16 protein-coding genes are annotated in these 22,579 nt (G+C 38.3%); 11 read left to right on the top strand and 5 right to left on the bottom strand.

Features of this window, described 5'->3' with window-relative positions; translation table 11 throughout:
• Positions 1 to 33: 33 nt before the first annotated feature.
• From AC1RRY_RS16755 to AC1RRY_RS16770, 4 genes are all read left to right on the top strand, one after another.
• Positions 34 to 1,749, top strand: coding sequence for an amidohydrolase (locus AC1RRY_RS16755; RefSeq protein ID WP_492822508.1), 1,716 nt, complete (start codon positions 34 to 36; stop codon positions 1,747 to 1,749).
• Positions 1,749 to 2,912 carry an LLM class flavin-dependent oxidoreductase gene (locus AC1RRY_RS16760; RefSeq protein WP_492822506.1) on the top strand — a complete coding sequence of 388 codons (1,164 nt, stop codon included), beginning with the start codon at positions 1,749 to 1,751 and terminating at the stop codon, positions 2,910 to 2,912. Before AC1RRY_RS16755 ends, AC1RRY_RS16760 begins: the two co-directional genes overlap by 1 nt.
• Positions 2,913 to 2,958: 46 nt before the next feature.
• Positions 2,959 to 4,377, top strand: a complete 1,419-nt coding sequence (locus AC1RRY_RS16765; RefSeq protein WP_492822504.1) for an APC family permease — start codon at positions 2,959 to 2,961, stop codon at positions 4,375 to 4,377.
• Between the two features lie 496 nt (positions 4,378 to 4,873).
• On the top strand, positions 4,874 to 5,743 hold the full coding sequence (locus AC1RRY_RS16770) for a cyanophycinase (protein WP_492822502.1): 870 nt from the start codon (positions 4,874 to 4,876) through the stop codon (positions 5,741 to 5,743).
• Between the two features lie 95 nt (positions 5,744 to 5,838).
• Here the strand turns inward: AC1RRY_RS16770 and AC1RRY_RS16775 are convergent, their stop codons facing one another.
• The gene (locus tag AC1RRY_RS16775) at positions 5,839 to 6,252 is read right to left on the bottom strand and encodes a helix-turn-helix domain-containing protein (RefSeq protein WP_492822500.1); all 414 of its coding nucleotides are present in this window, start codon (positions 6,250 to 6,252) and stop codon (positions 5,839 to 5,841) included.
• 269 nt (positions 6,253 to 6,521) lie between these two features.
• Between AC1RRY_RS16775 and AC1RRY_RS16780 the strand changes: the two genes are divergently transcribed.
• The 7 genes from AC1RRY_RS16780 (at position 6,522) to AC1RRY_RS16810 (ending at position 16,086) form a co-directional block, all read left to right on the top strand.
• Entirely contained in the window at positions 6,522 to 8,135 is a 1,614-nt protein-coding gene (locus AC1RRY_RS16780) for a vitamin K epoxide reductase family protein (RefSeq protein ID WP_492822498.1), read from the top strand.
• Positions 8,136 to 8,162: 27 nt separating this feature from the next.
• On the top strand, positions 8,163 to 8,351 hold the full coding sequence (locus tag AC1RRY_RS16785; protein WP_492822495.1) for a hypothetical protein: 189 nt from the start codon (positions 8,163 to 8,165) through the stop codon (positions 8,349 to 8,351).
• Between the two features lie 82 nt (positions 8,352 to 8,433).
• Positions 8,434 to 9,615 (top strand): peroxiredoxin family protein, encoded by a 1,182-nt coding sequence (locus tag AC1RRY_RS16790; protein WP_492822493.1) that lies wholly within the window; start codon positions 8,434 to 8,436, stop codon positions 9,613 to 9,615.
• A gap of 75 nt (positions 9,616 to 9,690) precedes the next feature.
• Complete coding sequence (locus AC1RRY_RS16795) at positions 9,691 to 10,887, top strand: TlpA family protein disulfide reductase (protein ID WP_492822492.1); 1,197 nt, start codon at positions 9,691 to 9,693, stop codon at positions 10,885 to 10,887.
• A gap of 221 nt (positions 10,888 to 11,108) precedes the next feature.
• A complete protein-coding gene (locus AC1RRY_RS16800; RefSeq protein ID WP_492822490.1) occupies positions 11,109 to 13,331 on the top strand; it encodes a peptidase domain-containing ABC transporter in 2,223 nt (740 codons plus the stop codon).
• Positions 13,331 to 14,770, top strand: a complete 1,440-nt coding sequence (locus AC1RRY_RS16805) for a beta-barrel domain-containing protein (RefSeq protein WP_492822488.1) — start codon at positions 13,331 to 13,333, stop codon at positions 14,768 to 14,770. Before AC1RRY_RS16800 ends, AC1RRY_RS16805 begins: the two co-directional genes overlap by 1 nt.
• 11 nt (positions 14,771 to 14,781) lie before the next feature.
• Complete coding sequence (locus tag AC1RRY_RS16810) at positions 14,782 to 16,086, top strand: TolC family protein (RefSeq protein WP_492822486.1); 1,305 nt, start codon at positions 14,782 to 14,784, stop codon at positions 16,084 to 16,086.
• A 366-nt stretch (positions 16,087 to 16,452) separates the two neighbouring features.
• Here AC1RRY_RS16810 and AC1RRY_RS16815 read toward each other — a convergent pair whose 3' ends face one another.
• The 4 genes from AC1RRY_RS16815 to AC1RRY_RS16830 form a co-directional block, all read right to left on the bottom strand.
• Positions 16,453 to 20,307: a hypothetical protein gene (locus AC1RRY_RS16815; RefSeq protein WP_492822485.1), complete on the bottom strand. Its 3,855-nt coding sequence runs from the start codon at positions 20,305 to 20,307 to the stop codon at positions 16,453 to 16,455.
• 258 nt (positions 20,308 to 20,565) lie between these two features.
• Complete coding sequence (locus AC1RRY_RS16820) at positions 20,566 to 21,174, bottom strand: hypothetical protein (protein ID WP_492822484.1); 609 nt, start codon at positions 21,172 to 21,174, stop codon at positions 20,566 to 20,568.
• Complete coding sequence (locus AC1RRY_RS16825) at positions 21,174 to 21,914, bottom strand: hypothetical protein (protein WP_492822483.1); 741 nt, start codon at positions 21,912 to 21,914, stop codon at positions 21,174 to 21,176. Before AC1RRY_RS16825 ends, AC1RRY_RS16820 begins: the two co-directional genes overlap by 1 nt.
• A gap of 286 nt (positions 21,915 to 22,200) precedes the next feature.
• Positions 22,201 to 22,578, bottom strand: a complete 378-nt coding sequence (locus AC1RRY_RS16830; protein WP_492822480.1) for a hypothetical protein — start codon at positions 22,576 to 22,578, stop codon at positions 22,201 to 22,203.
• Between the last annotated feature and the right edge of the window lies 1 nt (position 22,579).

The raw sequence follows: 22,579 nt of genomic DNA on the forward strand, positions 1-22,579 counted from the left end.
TCTAAGTACAATAACCATAAATAATTTATTACTATGAACATAAAAAGATACAGTTTTTACGCACTACTGCTTTACGGGCCTGTGTTGGGCTTTTCTCAGAAAAAGGAAACAGCCGACAAGATTTTTATCAACGGAAAGATTATCACAGTTGACGAAAAGAACAGCATTGCACAGGGAGTGGCTATTCAGAACGGGAAAATCCTGGAAGTGGGCACTAATACGCAGGTGTTGAAACTGAAAAGTAAAAATACCGAAGTGATCGATTTAGGCGGCAAAACAGTAACCCCCGGCTTCATAGATGGTCATAGCCATTTTATGAGCCTGGGTAGAATGAACATAGCGAATCTGAACCCTCCGCCAGTAGGAAACGTAAGCAAAATAGCAGATATAGTAACAGAACTACAAAAATTTAAAGACCGGAAAGGTATAAAAGATGGTGAGTGGATCCGGGGTTTTGGGTATGATTTTGACCAGCTTGTAGAAAAGAGACATCCGAATAAATGGGATTTAGATGTCGCTTTTCCTGATAATCCGGTGGTAATTACCCACGTGTCCGGCCATATGTCAGTAGCTAATTCTGCTGCTTTAAAGTTAAGCGGTGTAGATAGTACTACGAAAGATCCTGCCGGAGGAATAATAGAAAGGCGTAAGGGGTCGAACGAACCCACTGGTCTTCTGCAGGAAAAAGCAGCAGGAGTTTTAAGAAGTACCGGATGGAATACGGAAGCTAAAACAGTTGAAGAGCAATTAGCACAACTGAAAGAACAACAATTGCATTATGCCAGTTTTGGGGTTACTACGGCACAGGATGGCAGTACCAGCTTTGAGTCGCTAAAACTACTAAAAGAGGCAGCTAGAAGAAATGAGCTCTTTATTGATATTGAAACCTTGCCTTCTTATGGTATTATTGATAGAGTGCTGGGCAATCCCGAATTTAAGTATGGTGTACTAGAAAACCATTTAAAATTAAACGGATTCAAATTTGTTTCTGATGGCTCACCTCAGGGCAAAACTGCTTATTTCGGCAGGGCCTACCTGACGGCCGTTCCCGGCTGCAATAACGATGAGTGCCGGGGTTTTCCGGTAGTAACACAAGAGCAGTTTAACGATGCCATTATTAAAGGCTTTAAAAATAACTTACAGACTTATGTACATTGCAATGGTGATGCGGCCATCGATATGTATATTACAGCTGTTGAAAATGCCAATAAAGTTTTGGGCACAACCAGTATCAACCGCCGTCCGGTTGTGATTCATTCTCAGTTTGTAAGGCCAGACCAATTAGATAAATACAAAGAATTGGGTCTTTTACCTGCGCTTTTCACGAATCATGCTTTCTTCTGGGGCGATGTACATGAGCGCAACCTGGGTTATGACCGTGCTAAATTTTTAAGTCCGCTAAAAACAGCTATTAATAAAGGAATCATTGCTACGAATCATACAGATTTTGGTGTAACACCTATCAACCAGTTGTTTTTGTTGTGGACATCGGTAGAACGTAAATCCCGTTCCGGAAAAGTAATCGGACCGGAAGAAAGATTAACGCCGATTGAAGGCCTGAGAGCCATTACCATCAATGGCGCCTATGAGTACTTTGAAGAAAAAACCAAAGGGTCTATTGAAAAAGGAAAGTTGGCCGACCTGGTAGTATTGTCTGACGATATTACCACTATTGAGCCTTCAAAAATTAAGGATGTGGAAGTACTGGAAACAATAAAGGAAGGAAAAACAATTTTTAAAAGGAAATAATGGCATTAGCAGAGATAACAATCGCACCTATCAGAACCACCGAAAGAGTAGCAGAAATATCATGGTTTAATGACATCATAGGCGGCGATACGGAGTATTTAGGCGTTTTAGACAATGAGCGCAGAAGTAATTTCGAACATTGCAGAGAAATTACCCTTGAAGCAGAGAGATTAGGCTTTAGTAATATTCTGTATCCAACGGCTTATACGGTTGGGCAGGATGTAATCACCATTACATCAGCACTGGCTGCCGAAACCAGTAAAATTACTTTTCTGGCAGCCATTCGCACCGGTGAAGTTCACCCTCCCATGCTGGCTCGTGCCATTGCATCGCTCGACCATGCCCTGAAAGGCAGGCTGATATTAAATATTATTAACTCGGATTTACCGGGTACGCGTGAAAACCCTGACTTCCGTTATCAGCGTTGTATTGAAGTTATAGAAATTCTCAAACAAGCCTGGACACAGGATAGAATACAATATAAAGGAGAAGTTTATAACTTTGATATGCCTGCCGACCCTGCCAAATCGTATCAACAGGGCGGGCCTTTATTGTATTTTGGAGGTACTTCTGATGGTTCGAGAGAGGTTTGTGCCAAACATTGTGACGTATTTCTGATGTGGCCTGAATCTGAGGAATCAATGTATGCTACCATGCAGGATATGACCGCCCGTGCAGCCAGGTATGGTAGAAAAATTGATTTTGGCCTGAGAATACATGTAATAGCCCGGGAAACCCAGGCGGAGGCAAGGGCATATGCCAGCAAATTGATTTCAAAATTTGATGATGCCCGTGGCCTTGAAATCAGAAGCAGGGGGGAAGATTCCCGCTCTTTAGGGGTATTAAGACAGGATGAACTCAGAAAAACAGCAGACGATGAAGGCTATGTAGAGGATATCATGTGGACACACATAGGCAAAGTATTCTCCGGCTGTGGCAGCGGCTTAGTGGGCAGTGCCGATCAAATTGTGGCTAAACTGAACCGCTATATGGATATGGGCTTCAGGGCGTTTATTTTCTCGGGTTTTCCGTTGATTGAAGAAGCCAATTATTTCTCAAAACTGGTGTTGCCTCATTTACCTAATGTGTCGATGCCAAGTGTACAAGGCCGTATTCCGGAGGCTGAACCTGTTACGCCTCTGACAACCGCACAGTTGACGTAAAAACAACAAAGAGGATAATAACCCAACGATTATACAGCAGAAACAAATGTCTGAAGAGAAAAGTAAAATAGAATTTAAGAGAGAACTGGGTCTGATTGATGCGGCACTATTAGCAGCCAGTGGCATGATAGGCTCTGGGATCTTTATCGTTAGTGCCGATGTGGCCAGGAATGTTGGTTCAGCCGGATGGTTAATTGTGGTTTGGCTAATCGGTGGTTTTATGACACTTACCGCGGCTGTTAGCTACGGCGAATTAAGTGGGATGTATCCTAAAGCCGGAGGCCAGTATGTATATTTAAAAGAGGCGTATAATCCTCTGGTAGCTTTTGTCTATGGCTGGAGTTTGTTTACAGTTATTCAGACAGGCACTATTGCGGCTGTTTGTGTGTCATTTTTTAAATTTCTGGCCTATTTTTTCCCGGTCTTTAGTGAAGACCTCATTGCTTTTCAGATCGGAGACAGTTTTAAGGTTTCACCCGCGCAATTATCCTCTATTGTATTACTTTTCTTATTGACATACCTCAATACCAAAGGTGTTAAACTTGGTAAGATTGTTCAGAATTTTTTTACAAGCACTAAGCTATTGAGTTTGTTAGGCTTAATAATTTTTGGGTTTATTTATCTTAAGCCAGAGGTGTGGTCGCAAAACTGGTCAGATGCCTTTCATTTGCAAAGGCTTACCAAAGCGGGAGATTTTGAAGAGTATCTCAGTACACCCGCACGCTGGGGAGCCATAGCAGCAGCATTGGTTGGAACAGTAATCAGCTACGATGCCTGGAATAATGTAACTTTTGTGGCTGGAGAAATTAAAAATCCCAAACGAAACATCGGTTTAAGTCTTTTGCTAGGCACTGCTGTAGTTACCTTTATTTATGTGGCAGTAAATGTAATGTTTACGGCCGTTTTACCCATTGATGCTATTGGAACCCCTGAAAAAGACAGAGTAGGCATAGCTGCTGCCCAGGCGATTTTTGGTGCAAGTGGTACGGCTGTCATTGCAGTTCTGATTCTGGTTGCTTCTTTTGGTTGCGCCAATGGAATGATTTTAGCCGGTGCCAGGGTTTATTACAGCATGGCTCAGGATGGCTTATTTTTTAAGAAAACAGGTAGTTTAAATAAAAACGCAGTACCTGAATATGCACTTTGGTTTCAGTTTATAGTGTCGGTTATTTTAAGTTTGAGTGGCAGATACAGCGACCTGCTCGATATGATTTCATTTGTAGTGGTTATTTTCTATGTACTTACCATTGCAGCTATCTATATACTTCGTATCAGAAAACCAGATATAGAGCGACCTTATAAGGCATTTGGATATCCATTTTTACCTGCAATCTATATCCTTATGGGGGTTGCCTTTTGTATTTTATTAATCATCTACAAACCTACCTATACATGGCCTGGGTTGATCATTGCAGGCTTAGGTATTCCTATTTATTATTTGAGTGCTCGCAGAAGTAAGGTTTAAAAGTATAATAACCTTCCTTCTTGTCTTTAAATTAGCCGAAGTATCGCGGGTAGAAAATGGAAATTTACTTACAAGCAAGAACAAAGAGACCCCGGGCTCAAGTAATCAAGTGATTGGAGAAAGAATTGACAGATGAGACGCTGAAGAATAAGGTACTCAACACGCTGATAGATATTTCAGACAGCCAAAGTGGTGCCCGAATTAAAAGAAAGACTTCACCCAAATCATCTGGATCATCCGGCGACAAGATGTAAGTTTATCAAAAGTATGCAGATTGTTTGAGATAAGACGTCAAGCCATTTATCAGTAACAGAAACATGTTTTAGCAAGGGAGCAGAAATGCTTAAAGATTGCAGAGTTGGTAGAAGAGCAAAGAAGATTGATGCCTGGAATAGGAGCCAGAAAACATTGTCTCTTTAAAAAAGATGATGTTGTTTTGTTTAAAACTGAAATTTTCAGATAGTCTTTTGTATCTTGAAACCTTATTTTTATCACCATGAAACGATTAGTAAAAACAGTTTTTCTTTTATTTTTTGCACACACGTTGATTTTTGCCCAACAGAGTGGTCCGGCCTTTATTGGTCCTGAAAAGGGGGCTTTGGTAATTGTGGGAGGTGGCAAAGTGCCTGCTGAAATCTGGACAAAGTTTATTGAGCTGGCCGGAGGAGAAGGCGCAAACATTGTGGTGATTCCAACGGCCTTGGGAGATTCGAGCATAAAGGCGTCTAAAGGAGTTTCACCGGAAAAAGAATTGCTGGAAAAATTCGGCGTGGCTTCTGTAACCGTTTTGCATACCACTAACCCAACCGAAGCTAATTCAGAGAGTTTTGTGGCGCCAATAAAAAAAGCTACAGGCGTATGGTTTGTCGGGGGCAGGCAATGGCGTTTGGCAGATTCGTATCTGAACACACTTACGCATAAAGCGCTAAAAGATTTATTAGACAGAAATGGTGTAATAGGAGGTACCTCTGCCGGGGCAACGATACAGGGCTCTTTTTTGTTAAGAGGCGATACCAAAGCCAATACAATTCTGGAGGGAGACCATATACAGGGGCTCGATTTTATTCATGATGTAGCTATAGACCAGCATATATTGCCGCGCAACCGTCAATTCGATTTAATTCCTGTCATCAAAAAATATCCATCATTATTAGGGATTGGTATTGATGAAAGCACGGCCATTGTGGTTAAACAGAATCAGTTTGAAGTAATAGGTAATTCTGTAGTGGCTATTTATGATATTGCTAACTTTGATGGCAAAAGGCAGAACCCTTCGGGAGAGTCAGGTAATAACGGTCCGTTTTTCTTTCTGAGCAAAGGGCAAAAGTTTGATTTAAAAGAGAGAAAAGTGATAAGAACCAGATAAATGGGCTCCATCACTTTTCTTACTCCTGTATCAATATTTTCTTCAAAGACGCTGTTAACCAAATAGTGAAATTAGAGTAAAGCAGAAATTACATATTACATAATCCGCTGTCTCAAAAGATTAATTTCTTCCTGTTGATTACTTAAGAGCATTTCCTTCTCCTGTAACTTAGATTGAAGTTCGGTTGTGCGGTCTTTTAAGTAGACAATCTGCTCTTCTAAATTGCGGGCAAATTTCTGATACAATGTAAGGATACTTACCTGCATATTGTCTTCTTCCGGTAAATGCGTCATTTGAGCAGCGGTACGGATTGAATGAGGAGAAAACGACGAACCATCAATGCCACATACTTTGGCTATAACCGGGTAATACTTGGGAGAAATTTCAGATTTTTGATTGATCCAGTTGTTGTAGGTCGCCTGCGAAACATTCAGTAACGCGGCCATTTCATGTTGTGTAATTTTCTTCTCTAATTGATAGTCAAAGAGTTTTTCTTCTAAAGTTTTCATAGCAGCAATAGTTTAAGGATAAATATTAAACTAATATTTTAGTGAAAGGTACAGATTATCATTCTAATAGTCAAGTTGTAATAAACCAGGCAAATGGATTAAGTGACTGATAATGAGTTAGTTGTATTTTATGAGACAGGAATTAAAATTATTTTACGGCACCTAATTTACTAATATATTATTAATTTATTATCAGTGTTTTGATTGGGAATGAAATACACGCTATTGATATTCGTGTATTGCTAGACTAAAATGTTCTTCCTCCTGTTATGATTAAATTTTCATCACCTCCAGATAATGCTGTTGCGGCTACTTATCAATATCTCAAAGCCATTGGTGCAAAAGTAACCGAAGAAACCGTAGAAGAAACCCTAAAAAATCACCCAGATTACCCAAGTCTTTTAGCAACCAGCGATGCACTTAATGAGTGGAAAATTGAAAACGTGGCGGCACGCATAAAGCCTGCCCAATTGACCGAAGTGCCTACACCATTTTTGACTCATCTGTATGTGGATGGAGGAATATTTGCCTTGGTGAAATCTGTAAAAAATGATGTCGTTGAGTGGACACACACAAAAGAGGGTTTTAAGAGATATAAAACTGAGGATTTTTTAAAGAAATGGAATGGTGTAGTTTTAATGGCAGAAACTAACACGGACTCTGGTGAGAAAAACTTTACTGAAAATAATAAAAAAGAAATTCTCAGCAATTTGCAAACTCCAGTACTTTTACTTGGTGCTACGCTACTTGTTATTGGTATATTTTACTACAATTTCAGCACTAATTGGCATTATAATGCCCTTTTACTCACAAAACTTGCGGGTGTTATCATTAGTGGTTTATTACTTTGGCAAAGCATTGACAAGAATAATCCTTTTATAAATAATCTTTGTCAAGCGGGGGGTAAAGCTAATTGTAATGCTATTTTAAGTTCAAATGCCTCCCAAGTTACTTCGTGGTTGAGTTGGTCAGAAATTGGTTTTTTCTACTTTGTAGGTGGTTTTGTAGCTTTATTGATAAATCCTAATTCCATGTTTATACTTTGGGGAATTGGTGCAACAGCATTATTTTATACATTTTGGTCTATCTACTATCAGGTACTTGTAGCTAAACAATGGTGTACACTCTGTTTATCAATTCAACTACTATTTATTGTAGAATTTTTACTCAATATAAATTTTCTTTCAGAATTAGATACAAAACTTTTTGCAATAACTTTTAGCGATTTTGTAGCACCCCTATTGGGGGCGGGGGGGGCTGTTCTGTTTTGGATATTCTTAAAACCTATCTTACAAAAAAGCCAACAAGTATCACCTTTAAAAAATGACCTAAGACGTTTTAAAAATAACCCTAATCTGTTTTTAAGTTTATTACAAAATCAGGCGGAAATACCATATTTACCTCAAGATATGATTCTATTTGGTAATCCGAACGCTGAACACAATCTAACAATGGTAACGAACCCATTTTGCCAACCATGTGCTAAAACCCATAAAATTGTTGAGGAATTATTATTTGCCAACGAAAATTTGAAATGCCAAGTAATTTTTTCGGCAAGTAACCATAAAGATGACAAACGAGGAATTGTGGCACGCACAATTCTTTCATTACCCAAAGACCAACAAGCAAACGCCTTACATCAATGGTATGAAAATGAAGAACGGAATATTGAAAAATGGCAGACTCAATTGGGTACAATTGGAAATGAAAAGACTGAAAACATAATTGAACAGCATAAAACCTTTTGTGAAGTTGCCAAAGTAGAGGCTACACCAACTCTATATTTAAACGGTTACAAGTTACCTCAGCAATATCGTTTAACAGACCTAAAAGGTATTTTAAAGTATTTACCAATAAGGGATTTGCAAATCAACCATAAATAAATCTTAACATTTTAAATTTTTACAACAATGAAAAAAATGATTTCGAGTTTTGGTGCATCTTTACTCTCAAGAGAGCAAATGAAAAAAGTAAAAGGTGGCTTAGTAGGAGATGCATGTGGTGCAGCGTCTTGCTTGGGTGATAGTGCTGATTGTGTACCTGCTGGTTGCACAACTTGCTCTACATCTGATAAGAAAACACCAGGTTCTTGCAGTTAATACAGATTAGTGAATTTCATTACAAAGTGCATAAGATGCCCAATAAAAGGGACTTATGTGCTTTGTCAACTTTAAAAAATATATGAATTCTATTTTTCTATCTTTTTGTATAAAAAGAATATTATACGTATGTTTTTACTCAACAATCTTGTTTGAGTCAGTGAGTTGTTTCGGGCAAAATAATTTTGTAGTTGAAGGAAAAATCAATACTTCTGATGGGCAAATTTTACTCATTCCAGCTATTCCTTCAGACTCAATTGATGTAACTTTGGATATAAGGAGCTATGCTGCAAATGTAACGAATGGAAGCTTTACTATTAAAGGCGTGTTAGGTTATCCGACATATCCCTTTATTTTTAAATTTTGTAGCGAAGATACATGCAGTTATTCATCTGATTTTTTTGTAGTCAGAGAAGGTACACAGATGGCCGAAATTGATTTAAAATCTCCTATTCCGTTTGTCAATAATGATATAATGAAAAATTATTATGACTTTTACGCTTATACATTGTACAAACGTTTATTGAAAGATATTACTTGGTTGCAGACATTTTCTGATAGTATCTCGGCTGCATACCAGACTCCCGAGCTGATTCCAGACAGCTTGACAAACGTATGCAAGCTCATCAAAGAAAATCATATTGAAAGAGCAAGAGTGATAGAAAATAATATTTGCTCTATGGATGACCGCAATTATTCTTTTTGGTATTTATACGTTAATTTTTACCAAAGAGGTATTCAGCCAGGGTATGAGTATTTTTTGGAAAGCTATATGTCCGATTCTGATATAGCCAGAAGCCCCATTGGGAAAATATTGGAAGCAAAACTAAATGAAGCCAATATCGTAGGAATAGGCAAAAAATTTCCTACTTATTTCGAATATAAAAATCTGACCTCTGGAAAGTTTGAAAAGATAAATACCGAACAAGGGAAGTACACTCTTGTCGACTTTTGGCATTCTGCCTGTGGAACCTGCGTTGAACAGTTACGTGAATACAAAAAAAATTATCCTGAATACTCAGCTAAGGGTTTTCGGATTATTTCTGTTCCCGGAGATTGGACAGGTAATCTTGATAGATTACATATAGCATTAACAAAATACAAATTCCCTTGGCCGGAATATCTGGATGAAAACAGAAAGGTTACTACAGCTATAAACATAATAGCTTATCCGGCTAATTTCTTATTGGATAGCTCAGGAACGATAATTAAGAAGGATTTAGAACCCGAAGAAATAATTAGGTTTTTAAATAAGAATTTATAATAGTGAATTTCATTACAAAGTGCATAAGATGCCCAATAAAAGGGACTTATGTGCTTTGTCAACTTTAAAAAATATATGAATTCTATTTTTCTATCTTTTTGTATAAAAAGAATATTGTACGTATGTTTTTACTCAACAATCTTGTTTGAGTCAATGAGTTGTTTCGGGCAACATAATTTTGTAGTTGAAGGAAAAATCAATACTTCTGATGGGCAAATTTTACTCATTCCAGCTATTCCTTCCGACTCAATTGATGCAACTTTGGATATAAGAAGCTATTCTGCAAATATAACGAATGGAAGCTTTACTATTAAAGGCGTGTTAGGATATCCGACATATCCCTTTATTTTTAAATTTTGCAGCGAAGATAAATGCAGTTATTCATCTGATTTTTTTGTAGTTAGAGAAGGTACACAGATGGCCGAAATTGATTTAAAATCTCCTATTCCGTTTGTCAAAAATGATATAATGAAAAATTATTATGACGATTACTCTTTTACATTGTACAAACGTTTATTGAAAGATATTACTTGGTTGCAGACATTTTCTGATAGTATCTCTGCTGCCTACCCGACTCCCGAGCTGATTCCAGACAGCTTGACAAACGTATGCAAGCTCATCAAAGAAAATCATATTGAAAGAGCAAGAGTGATAGAACATGGTTTTTACTCTATGGATGACCGCAATTATTCTTTTTGGCATTTATACGTTAATTTTTATAAAAGAGGTATTCAGCCAGGGTATGAGTATTTTTTGGAAAGCTATATGTCCAATTCTGATATAGCCAGAAGCCCCATTGGGAAAATATTGGCAGCAAAACTAAATGAAGCCAATATCGTAGGAATAGGTAAAAAATTTCCTACTTATTTCGATTATAAAAATCTGACCTCTGGAAAGTTTGAAAAGATAAATACCGAACAAGGGAAGTACACTCTTGTCGACTTTTGGCATTCTGCCTGTGGAACCTGCGTTGAACAGTTACGTGAATACAAAAAAATTTATCCTGAATACTCAGCTAAGGGTTTTCGGATTATTTCTGTTCCCGGAGATTGGACAGGTAATCTTGATAGATTACATATAGCATTAACAAAATACAAATTCCCTTGGCCGGAATATCTGGATGAAAACAGAAAGATTACTACAGCTATAAACATATATGCTTATCCGGCTAATTTCTTATTGGATAGCTCAGGAACGATAATTAAAAAAGATTTAAAACCCGAAGAAGTAATTAGGTTTTTAAATCAAAACTCCGCACAGAGTCCTAAATAATTAAGAGGCGATATTTCTCCTGTTCGCCTTAATGTTCGTAAATAATGTCTTACCAAATAAAGATGTGTGTTAGGCTAAATTTCAATTTAGTTTTTGTGTAAGCCGTTTTAAAACGGCAACAGAGAATAGGTTTTAGTAGGTTGCGTTCAGAGAACGCATTTCACACTGACTGATAGCTCCACCACGGATTAAAATTTAGCCGAACTAAAAAAGTAACCTAAATGCCCAAATTCCCTCACTATAAACAACACGACGCAATGGATTGCGGACCCACCTGCCTGCGCATGGTGGCAAAGCACTATAAGAAGAGTCTAAGTATTCAGACACTGCGGAGCAAAGCAGAAATTGGCAAAGAGGGTGTTTCTTTATTGGGTATCGCGCAGGCCGCTGAAGACATTGGTTTTAAAACATTGGCTGTAAAAGTAAGTTTTGAAAAACTGGCCAACGAGGTGCCTCTGCCTTGTATAGTGCACTGGCAGCAGAATCACTTTGTGGTGGTTTATAAAGTTTCAAAAAGCCGTTTTGACAAAGATCTAACTGTTCATGTGGCCGACCCGGGCAAAGAGTTGATTAGCTACACAAAAGAGGAATTTTGCCAGGGATGGCTGGCATCTAAGCAAAATAGTGAAGAAGAGGGGATAGCACTGCTCTTGGAAACCACTCCGCGGTTTTATGAAGAAGAAGGCGAGAAACCGAAAGGCTTAGCTATAGGTATGCTTTGGCAATATGTGTGGCGCTACAAGGGCTTGATGGTGCAGCTAGGGTTAGGCCTATTGATAGGCTCAATCCTGCAGGTGATTCTTCCTTTTTTAACCCAATCTATTGTTGATACGGGTATACAAACGCGCAATATACACTTCATTTACCTCATTCTGATAGCCCAGTCCATGCTGTTTCTGGGCAGAATGTCAGTAGACTTTATCCGGAGCTGGATACTATTACATATCAGCACGCGAATCAATTTATCAATACTGTCAGACTTCCTGAGCAAGTTGCTGAAACTCCCCATTGCATTTTTTGATTCAAAAAAGACCGGCGATATCATGCAGCGAATCGGCGATCACCACCGGATAGAATCATTTCTGACGGGTACTTCTCTAAATGTTTTATTCTCACTGTTCAATCTGGTGATTTTCAGCTTTATAGCAGCGTTTTATAGCCTCACTATATTCGGCATCTTCATCGTCTCAAGCATATTATATACCTTCTGGATAGCGGTCTTTCTGCAGTATCGGCGTAAGATGGATAATAAACGCTTTGCATTGGCGAGTCAGAATCAGAGTAGCTTGATACAACTGATTACCGGCGTACAGGAAATAAAAATGAATAATGCCGAATATCTGAAACGCTGGGAATGGGAGAATCTGCAGGTAAAGCAATTTAAGTGGAATATTAAAAGCCTGGCTATCGGGCAATACCAACAGGCAGGTACACTGTTTATCAACGAAGGCAAGAATATCCTCATTACTTTTCTGGCTGCTACGGCCGTTGTAAACGGACAAATGACCCTGGGTGGCATGATGGCCCTGCAGTATATCATGGGGCAGTTGAACAGCCCCATAGAACAACTGATACAATTTATACAGCACTGGCAGGATGCGCAAATGAGTATAGAAAGGCTGAACGAAATACACGAGATGGATAACGAAGAGCCCGAAGACAAAGCCTTGATTCATTATCTTCCGCAAAGCAAAGACATTAATATCAGGAATCTATCTTTTACATACACAGGTGCGGGTAATGAACCGGTGCTGAAAAACATCAATCTGACTATCCCCCATGGTAAAATAACCGCCATTGTAGGCACCAGCGGAAGTGGCAAAACAACTTTACTGAAACTGCTTCTGAAATTCTATAACCTCAACAAAGGAGAAATACGGCTTGGCGATACCAGTTTAACAAGTATCAGTCCGCGTGCCTGGCGGAGTGTTTGTGGTACGGTTCTGCAGGATGGTTTCATCTTCTCTGACACCATCGCCAACAACATTGCCGTGAGTGAAGAAACGCCAGATATCCCCCAATTGCTGAATGCTGTAAAAGTGGCCAATATTCAGTCTTTTATTGAAGAACTCCCCCTGAGTTATAATACCAAAATAGGGGCCGAAGGAAACGGTATCAGTCAGGGACAAAAGCAACGATTATTGATCGCACGGGCTGTTTATAAAAACCCCGATTTCATATTTTTGGATGAGGCTACCAATGCACTCGATGCCAACAACGAAAGTGTAATTATGCAGAACCTTGACGAGTTCTTTAGGGGTGGCCCGGCGGGCCGGAGAACAGTAGTGGTAGTGGCCCACCGTTTGAGTACCGTAAAAAATGCCGACCATATTGTAGTACTGGAAAAAGGTGAGATTGTTGAGATGGGTACACATGCCGAACTTACCCGGAAACATGGCAAATACTTTGAGCTAGTGAAAAACCAGTTAGAACTAGGAAACTGATGAGAAACAGCAAGCGTAAATCTGATGCGTTGGCAGGAAATAGCCTCGGCGAATTGTTTGGAGGCAAAGGCGTGGCAGATTCAGATTTGCTGAAAAACACTCCTGTGATTCCTCCTGCTCCACCCGGCTTTAATAATGATGGAAGAGACGATAACGATAATCATTTCCGGCTGCCCGAACTACGGGACACTCAGGTCGATGAAGTGCTCAACCAGCCCCCTGCATGGCTGGTTCGCTGGGGAATCAGTGTTTTCTTCTTTGTTTTATTGATTTTGTTGGGGGTAGCCTGGTTTGTTGAGTATCCAGATCTGGTTGGCGCATCCATGAAAGTCGTGGCCGATAATGCACCTAAATCCGTTAATACCAGAACCGATGGCCGCCTGACCAGGCTGATGGTGAAAGACGGACAGTTTGTGCAGCAGGGAGAGCATCTGGCTTATCTTGAAAGCACTGCCAATCCGGAAGAAGTACTGGCTTTGGAAACTTCAATTAATCAATTGATTCAATTATCGGCCAATAATAATTTTGAAGGTATACACCGCATACACATTCCTCTGTTTTTTTCACTGGGTGAGCTACAGAAATCTTATCAGACATTTCAGGAAGCGCTCGTGCGCTCACAATCTTCTATGTCTGACGGCTCTTATTTCAAAAAGAAAAGTGCGATTGGCCGCGATATTCATACTTTACAAAGTATTCAGGAAAACACCCGTGTACAGCTGGAACTACAGGAAAAAGACCTGCAAATGGCTTTAGAAGAGGCCCAAAGCCAGCAAAGACTGAGCGACAAAGGCTTTGTGTCTAAGCAAGAGGCCCGCAATGCACAAAGCCGCTACCTGAGCAAAAAACAGGCGTTTGAACAGGCAAAAGGCTCATTAGATAATAATTCGATGAGCCGGAATCAAAAACAACAGGAACTTATTGAACTGGATAAAACCATAATCGAGCAAAAAAACAATCTTGTTCAATCTATCAACTCCTTAAAAAGCGACATTGAAGCATGGAAACAAAGATATGTGACCATAGCTCCCATTGCCGGTAAAGTGAATTTCCTGACGAGTCTGCAGGAAAACCAGATTCTGAAAACAGGACAGGAACTGCTGTATATCTTACCTGAAGGTTCGGGTTACCACGGCGAAATGTTGCTGGGGCAGTATAACTTCGGTAAAGTGAGGCAAAATCAGGAAGTTATTGTCAAGTTCCAGAGTTATCCGTTTCAGGAGTTTGGTACTGTGAAAGGTCGGATATCTTACATTTCAGATATACCCAAAGATACTGCCTATGTAGTTAGGGTGAATTTCCCGGATGGATTGGTGACCAGTGCCAATAAGAAACTTCCGTTCAGAAATGGTATGACCGCCTCTGGAGAGATAGTTACAGAGAACCTGAAATTGATAGAGAAACTTTTCTATGATGTTCGGAAGACCATGAAACGTTAATAGCCAAACCTATGCCTTTTCAGAAAATTGCATACCTGTTTCTTCTTTTCTGTTTTGTGCTGCAGGCATCGGCACAAAACAGATTCAATCTGGAACAATGCATTGAGTACGCCTACAAACAAAGTTTTGATATCAAGCAGCGACTGTTAAAAATAAAGCAATCTGAAAACACGCTGCATCAATCAAAGCAAGCTGTTTATCCGAATGCTTCAGGTGGGGTTTCGCAGGGTATAAGCTCCGGCCGGAGTATAGACCCCTTCACCAACGACTTTATTCAGCATACAGTTTCGTCTACCTCCATCAGTCTGGGTTCTAATCTGGTTCTTTTCAATGGTTTTGCATTGAAAAATCAGATTGTGCAAAATTCGTATAATCTGCAGGCTGACGAATGGGATTTGCAAAGAGGAAAAACAGAACTCAGAAACCGGATTACCCTTGCATACATGCAGGTATTAATGAATCAGGAATTATGGAAGATCAATCAGGAGCAAGTAACTAACCTTCAATTGCAGGTAGACCGTGTACGCGAATTAGTAAAAGAAGGTAACATGCCTAATACTAATATAATAGACCTGGAAGCCCAGCTTACCAGTGCAGAATTTGAGGCATTAAGCATGAAAAACAATATTGAATTGGCAAAACTGGCTTTAACTCAATTGATGGCATTTCCGGGTTATGCTTCATTTGAAATTGAGTTTATCCTCTTTGATGAAAGCACTATTTTGATAGACCCTTCTTATTTGCAATCAATACTGATGGCAATCAGTGACCAACCCGTTATAAAAAACGCCGAGTTAAAATTCCAGAGCTCGAAAATCGGAATAAGGCTGGCCCAGGGAGCCAGGTATCCAAGTGTTTCTCTGAGTGCTGGAATGGCTACTGCTTACTCAAGTGCGGCATCAAGAGAGTATACTTATTTCAACCAGTTAAATTTCAACTTGAATCAATATGCCCGGCTGAGCATCAGTATTCCGATTTACAGCAACGGCCAGATAAATGGCCGGATAAATAATGCCTTGATAACCCGGCAAATAGCCGAAACCCAGTTGTCTCAATCCAGACTACAGTTGAAACAGGAAATTGAGCAGGCATATCTATCAGCCAGAATCACGCAGGAAAAACTCACCAGCGCTCAACGACAATTAAGAGCACAGCAGGTAGCTTTTGATTCAGCAAAAGAACGGTTTCTGGAAGGGGTGATTCACGCAATAGACCTCAACAATTTTCGCTTGAATCTTGAAAAGGCCAACTCGAATTTCATCCAGTCTAAATATGAGTTATTCTTCCGTAAAATGCTTCTGGATTACTATAAATAATGACGGCCTACAATTTTTTAGAATATAAGTTTGTACTGCAATGTGTCAACCTATTTTTAAGCCATTATTGAAAGTCAAAAATAGCTATTGAGGATTCGATTGTAAGTTCGTTCACTGCAAAAAGCACTCATTTCTGAATGCTTTTTTGGTTTATAATGAAGATGTAAAATCGAACGCGATATTCAAACTGTAATTTCCTTAAAAAAGCATCAGACAAGTACCACTTTGACTCTAGCTTCTGTCTTAAGTAACCTGATTAGGCTTTAGTCTATTGGAAGAAAGCCTAACTATTGGCATTTAATAAGGATTTTCGAGCATAAGAGATTGACTATTCAAACTTCCACTCTTTTTTATTTGGCTTTATCATTATGGCGTTTCTATCTCTGCCGTGTAATCTGCACTGTCCTCCGTAATAAAACCGTCTTCAAAAAGAATTTCATAGCATGATTTATCGTTTTTTGCCTGCCCTGCAGAAACCAACCCGTTTTTGACTATTTGAAAATTATTAGTACAATTGGCAGGTAAAGAGATTGTATAAGGCTTCCACTCTGTGGCAACCCCTTTATTCAATATTGCACGTATCTCATATTTATACGTGGTCTTTTGAGGGGTATACGTGGGGTCTATCTTGGTTCTGGCATTGCCGGGCAATGTTACCCAGTACTTAAGCGATTCAGTACCATGGCCTCTGCGTATTTCATACCTGGCAACTTCAGCATGTGAACACGAAAAGTTAAGTGTTATTTCTTTGTTTTTAATATTCAACTGCCCGGTAAAATTAACCGTTGCCGTCTCTTCTCCCGGCGTTGGAACCACCGTTGGTGTCTGGTAATTGTATTTGTAGCTTTTTAGAAGTTTGTTGTCATTGTCTTTAATATTTAATAAGCGTCCTAAACCATCATACTCATAGAAAGTAGCATAACTTTTAGGATCAATAACTGATTTTATCCCCTTTAAAGGTTCATAATCGTATAAGGTAGACTGTGCTATTGCATCTGAACCCGTCGTACTTTTTTTAATCAAGTTCACTTTCCCTGCATCAGAAGAACCATAGTATTCAAAACTGTTAACAATACCGTCTCGTCCTGTATATCTCGTTATATTACCTGTATTATCATAACTATCAAAAGTTACTTCCGTAACAAGGGGATGGGTGGATGCTAACTGTGTCTGAATATTTTCCGGCGCATAAAAGCTATTAAATTGTTTATAATTAGTCAGTTTTTTATTAATCTGATTGTTATTGATACTTACTTTCTCTTCAATGGCTGTACCAACAAGGTTCAAATTTGTCATACTAATGTAAGTAGACGATGTATAATCGTAAGGGTACTTATATTCCGTTTTTACGGTTTGCCCTTTACCATTAATTTTCGTCACGAAATTAGGCTGGCTGTATGTCTTCGTAAAACTATTAGTAGCCGGAATGTATGTATCCTTAGAATAATCATAGGTGGTAATAGTTTCGACCTTCTTAACATTGGTAGCATCTTCAGTATCAAATACACGTTCTGTAGACTTTTCTAAATAGACCACACTTTTACTTATGGCAGGGTAGAAAAATCCATGCAAAGGCACATAGCCCAAATTAGTTGGATACATCCTTTTTTCTGCCCCGTATAAATATTGACTAGAAGGAGAATAATTAAAAACCGGACCTACATAATAGATATTCTCAGTTTCCTTTAACAGAAAGCCGTCGCTCCTGAAATCCTGTTGTTTTAAAAGTGACCCATTCCCCTTATATGGAATGCTGGAAATAGTTGGTGGACGATAATATCCATAATTTGAAACCAGGTCAGACTGGTTATCATAAAAATAAATTGATTTGCCGTTCTCACCATTGGCTCCGTATAATACGGTTACTTTATCATAACCCACTACGCTTCCGCTTGCTGAGGCATTTAAGGCGATTATACTGTTCGAGCTTCGCAAAATCTTTTTAAACCAAAAAATTTGACCTGGGAATTGCCCCGCATCCTCGTGATCAGCTTTGCAGTTGTGATCTTCAATATAAGAATATTGAGGCATGGTCATCAGTCGTCCTGATGATTTTTCAATATCCACACCTTCTTCTTTCTCTGTCAAAGTATAAATGAATTTTTTGACAGTTTGTTGTTGTCCGTCAAAATCAATGATTTCTTTAATTCTCATCCCTCCGGCAAAATCTCGGGCTCCCGGTGTTAGTCTTTTATTTTTATACCAAGAAAAGCCTATCCTGAAATCCTTAAGTTCATAATCTCCACCCTCCATATCTGCTCCATAAACCTTACAGGTATATATGCCCGGTGCCAGTGGTGGAAATTCACTGGTATGGCGCATAGCTTGCATGTTAGGGCAGTATCGTTCCACACAAGGGCTATTACTGCCATTACAGGCAGGCATAGTAAACATATCATAATGCCCTACTAAAGTATTCGCTGAATTATACACCTCAAAAGTTAACTTATTGCTTGTATTAGCTGCTGTGCAGGGAATCGCCTGTTGAAATTGAGCATAGGCGTTTACAGATATGATGGTTCCATTTACACCGTTAGAGACGGCATCAGTCAAATCAAACGTGAAAGTCTGTATTGTTCCTTTATTTGTCATATTATAGACAAAGTAGGGAGCATCATATTTTTCAACAATGGGTATATTTCTTGACACTGATTGGTCTTTCAGTGTTGACTTGGCAATGTCATATTCGTGCGCTTCAAAGTCAAATTGTGAATAACCTCCTGTGGCATAAGTAATTTTTTTCAAACTAAATGCCTTTATATAGTAGGGATTCGTGTTACGTTCTGTGCCGGTCATTATACCATACGCTCTTAAAATCTGGTCATTCGAAGGATAAGCTGAATTAAAAGTAGGAATAAGGCTCGTGTTGCCTAAATTACCATTAAAATAGCCCCAATGGTCAATGGCGAAGGAAGTCTTGGCAGGTAAGTTAGTATTATTGTCTCCTTCAAAATACGTGAAACGATAAGGCAAAACTACCTCTCCGGTTGGCGCCTTTTCTGTGATTGATAACAGTTTCAATCTTTTTGAAATCGACCCTTCGCCGGTTGAAAGTATATTTTCCGGATCTTCGGCACCATCAAAATAGTTATACTCAAAAGCATAAGTTTTAAATAAACTATTAGAGCCTGCACCGTTTCTGTGTATTTCTATATTCTCTAATTTTTTGTCCCAGATTAGGTCTTCTCTACTGCCATAATTAAATTTCACATATCCGTTCGAGAATGATATTCTGTCTAAGGTAACGGTTTCTGTATATTGAGGAGATGTTCTGAATGGTGCTACAGACACTCCATTTATGCAAGGCGCATTGTCGATAATACTCACAAATCGCGTTTCTGAAACAGACCCTTGCGGATAATTCTTCCCATTCGTCAGGTGGTTATATGAAAAAGTGATGATATCGCCGGTATGTGAAGTAATGCTTTTTAAATACCAGGAAGAAACATGCCGGGCCGGATTACCTGAAGAAGGAATATAATATGTTTCCTTTTCATCAAACATATATTTCGTGCCGTCGGGTGTCACAGCCTCCCACGAAATATTCTCCCCAAACTCATTATTCGCAGTACCTTCTATCATCGTAATTTTTATGTCACTTTTTTCAGCCATTATTATCTTCTTGTCACGGGTAAGTGTAAACTTACCGCCTCCACCGGGAAAGCTAAAAGAAAACATATCCGGCTCATATTCGGTAGCTGTTCCGGTACTAGCCTTTAACTCTAGTACAACTGTTCCATCACTCGGACTCAAGAAATTAAATTTTACATTATCGTTACTAGGGGTCGAAACTCCTCCCATCTGTACTAAATTCGATGGGCGCCAGTTTTGGGGTATGTTATTGGTTTCACTAAAGTATCGGCCTGCTGTGAAATCATCTTCACCTATGATATTTCTCGATATCAATCCTCCGGCATTTAAAGCCCAACCCAACCCAACCTGACTAGCTTCTTCTGCCACCCTGATACCTGAGGGATGATAATTGAGCGCTATCGGCACCTGCAATTTACCCTCGCTGACCGTATACAACGGAGCCGAGATATTGGGTGTACCCGTATAATAGCCAACAGGTATATCACCAAACTTCATAATACTGGCAGCATTAGGCGAGGGGGGTATTATTTTGGGTGTGAATGATGACTCTTGCTGTTGTTGCTGAGCAATCGTATTTCTACCTGCCAGCAAAAGCATGGTAATCAATAAAAAGTGAATAGGTTTCATATATTTCAATTTCAGAATCACAGTAATGGTTAAAGGTATTCAGGTTATGTAACTCTTTAAAATTTCAATAACTCATATCAAGATTCAGACAGTTTCTAAATGAGCGTTCAGAGAACGCTGAACACACCGGCGGGTTGTATAATTATATTTTGTTCACTTATTGTTATTTTAAACACTTTCAAAGAATGCTAAACACACCGAATAAATGTTCTAATATGCTTTGAATGTCAATATATTAGCTACTAAAGGTATTTTTTATTAACAGACATAATATTGCTTTAAAATTCTTTTTCCGTTTTTTCTCCACCTTAACCAACCAGTGATTACTTTTCTATTTGGGCAACTTTCACACTCTATATCACATTTAACCTTTACCCAATCTCCTTTTAATTCCAAACATACAAATCCAATGCCCTCATAGTCAGTTGTTACTATTTTTGAACTTTCAGATGGAGATATTCTCAAAAGGTTTTCTTTAGAAGCAGTGCAATAATTCTGGAGAATATATTCTTCAATCGAAAGGACTTTTATAGTATTAGTCTTTTCAATTAACTTTAATTCTGATCCAATCTTAATTTCATAAAAATTAGAATTCATTCGTTGTCTAGCTTCAAAATGAAAAATATAATAATCATCAAAATATGCTAAAATTTTCCCTTTTATTTTTGAGCAAGAGGGCTCGTTCCCATCTATGGATTTTACTTCCGCAAACAATGATTTATTCAAATTCAGAATTTGATACTTCGTATCTTCGGTGTAGTTCTGGGCATATAAAACAACTATTTTATCGAAAGCTGTATTTTGTGAATGGCCTTTAACAATACTCAAAACTAGAGTAAAAAAAAATATAGTTATAATTGATTTCATTAATTATTAGGTTTAATTGTAACGGGAACTAATTCTCCTCCGTAATAATCTACTTGAATATTAGGAGAGTATCCTTGTAAATGAAGATGGTTAGAGTGATTAGATGGTATGCTTCTTTCTTTAGCGGAAGACGTATGATTCAATAGCCCCCCATTAAATTTTTCTGAAATCATATCCTTCCAACCGAACAAATAAAGTGCATTATTCATCTTATTCTGTCTACTAACGTCCATATTATTGCTATTTAATACTACAGTCTCACCAGTCTTATCTGTTCTCAAATACCTTAAATCTCCATTCTTGCCATTCTTATGAGAATTACTAGGATCTGGAGTAGAGCCATCTTGCTTACTAAACTGATTTACTACTAAGTCATTAACTCCGGCATTAGCAACTGAACCAATAAGAGATGCAAATGCATTGCCTGAGATATATGCTTTTTCCTCCTGTCCCTTTTTAACAGAAAACCCCACGGTATTATTTTCACCATTTTTAAAATGTAACGAAGAAGGAAGTTTTACTAGTCCTTTGCTATTATATTTAAAGCTACCAACATATGTTCTATTACCATCACTGTCATTTACATAATACGAATGTTTATTGCCTTTTGTTTTTGTGACGTTTATTTCACCAGTTGAACTATTAATATTGTAAACATCTCGACCATCAGGATCAATGCGATTAAAAGGATTATTAGTAGCATATGAATATATCGAGATCATATGCCATTTCTCCGCCAACGGGAATTACCTTAGGTATAAAAGGCTGATCTGGTTGTTCTTGTTGCTGAGCAATCGTATTTTTACCAACCAGCAAAAGTACAGTAATCAATAAATAGTGAATAGGTTTCATATATTTCAATTTCAGGATCACAGTAATAGTTGAATGCGGTTAAGTAAATGTCCTTAATTTGAACTCTTTAAAAATTTCAGTAAATTAAATTCTAGAAATTACTTTAATTTCTAGTGAACGTTCAGAGAATACTGAACATACCAACAGCTTTAGAACAGATTGTCGAACCCAGGATTATTTAATTTTTTTAAAAATATATCCTTTATCTATTGACACTTTAGACTTTATCCATTTACCATTAACTAATTCTTCATTACTTATAGGATATAAAACATCCTCCTTTAATATGAATTTAACTTTTATATATTCTGTTTTACCTCCGTGAGAATCGTCTTTTTCCGTAATTGTTACTACATTTTTTGAAATACTATATGTGCACTGGAAAGTATATCCTAGTTCACAACTATAATTAGTTACTTGATTCTTGCTCGTAAATTTTAATGAGTCTATACAAGCATCAGCAACGGTACATATCCAAACAGAATTAGTTAGGCAATTATTAAAATAATTCAGTATCGAATAAGTAATAATAGAAATCAGAAGTACTTTCATA

It is taken from the genome of Emticicia sp. GW821-FHT11C11 (assembly GCF_058808615.1).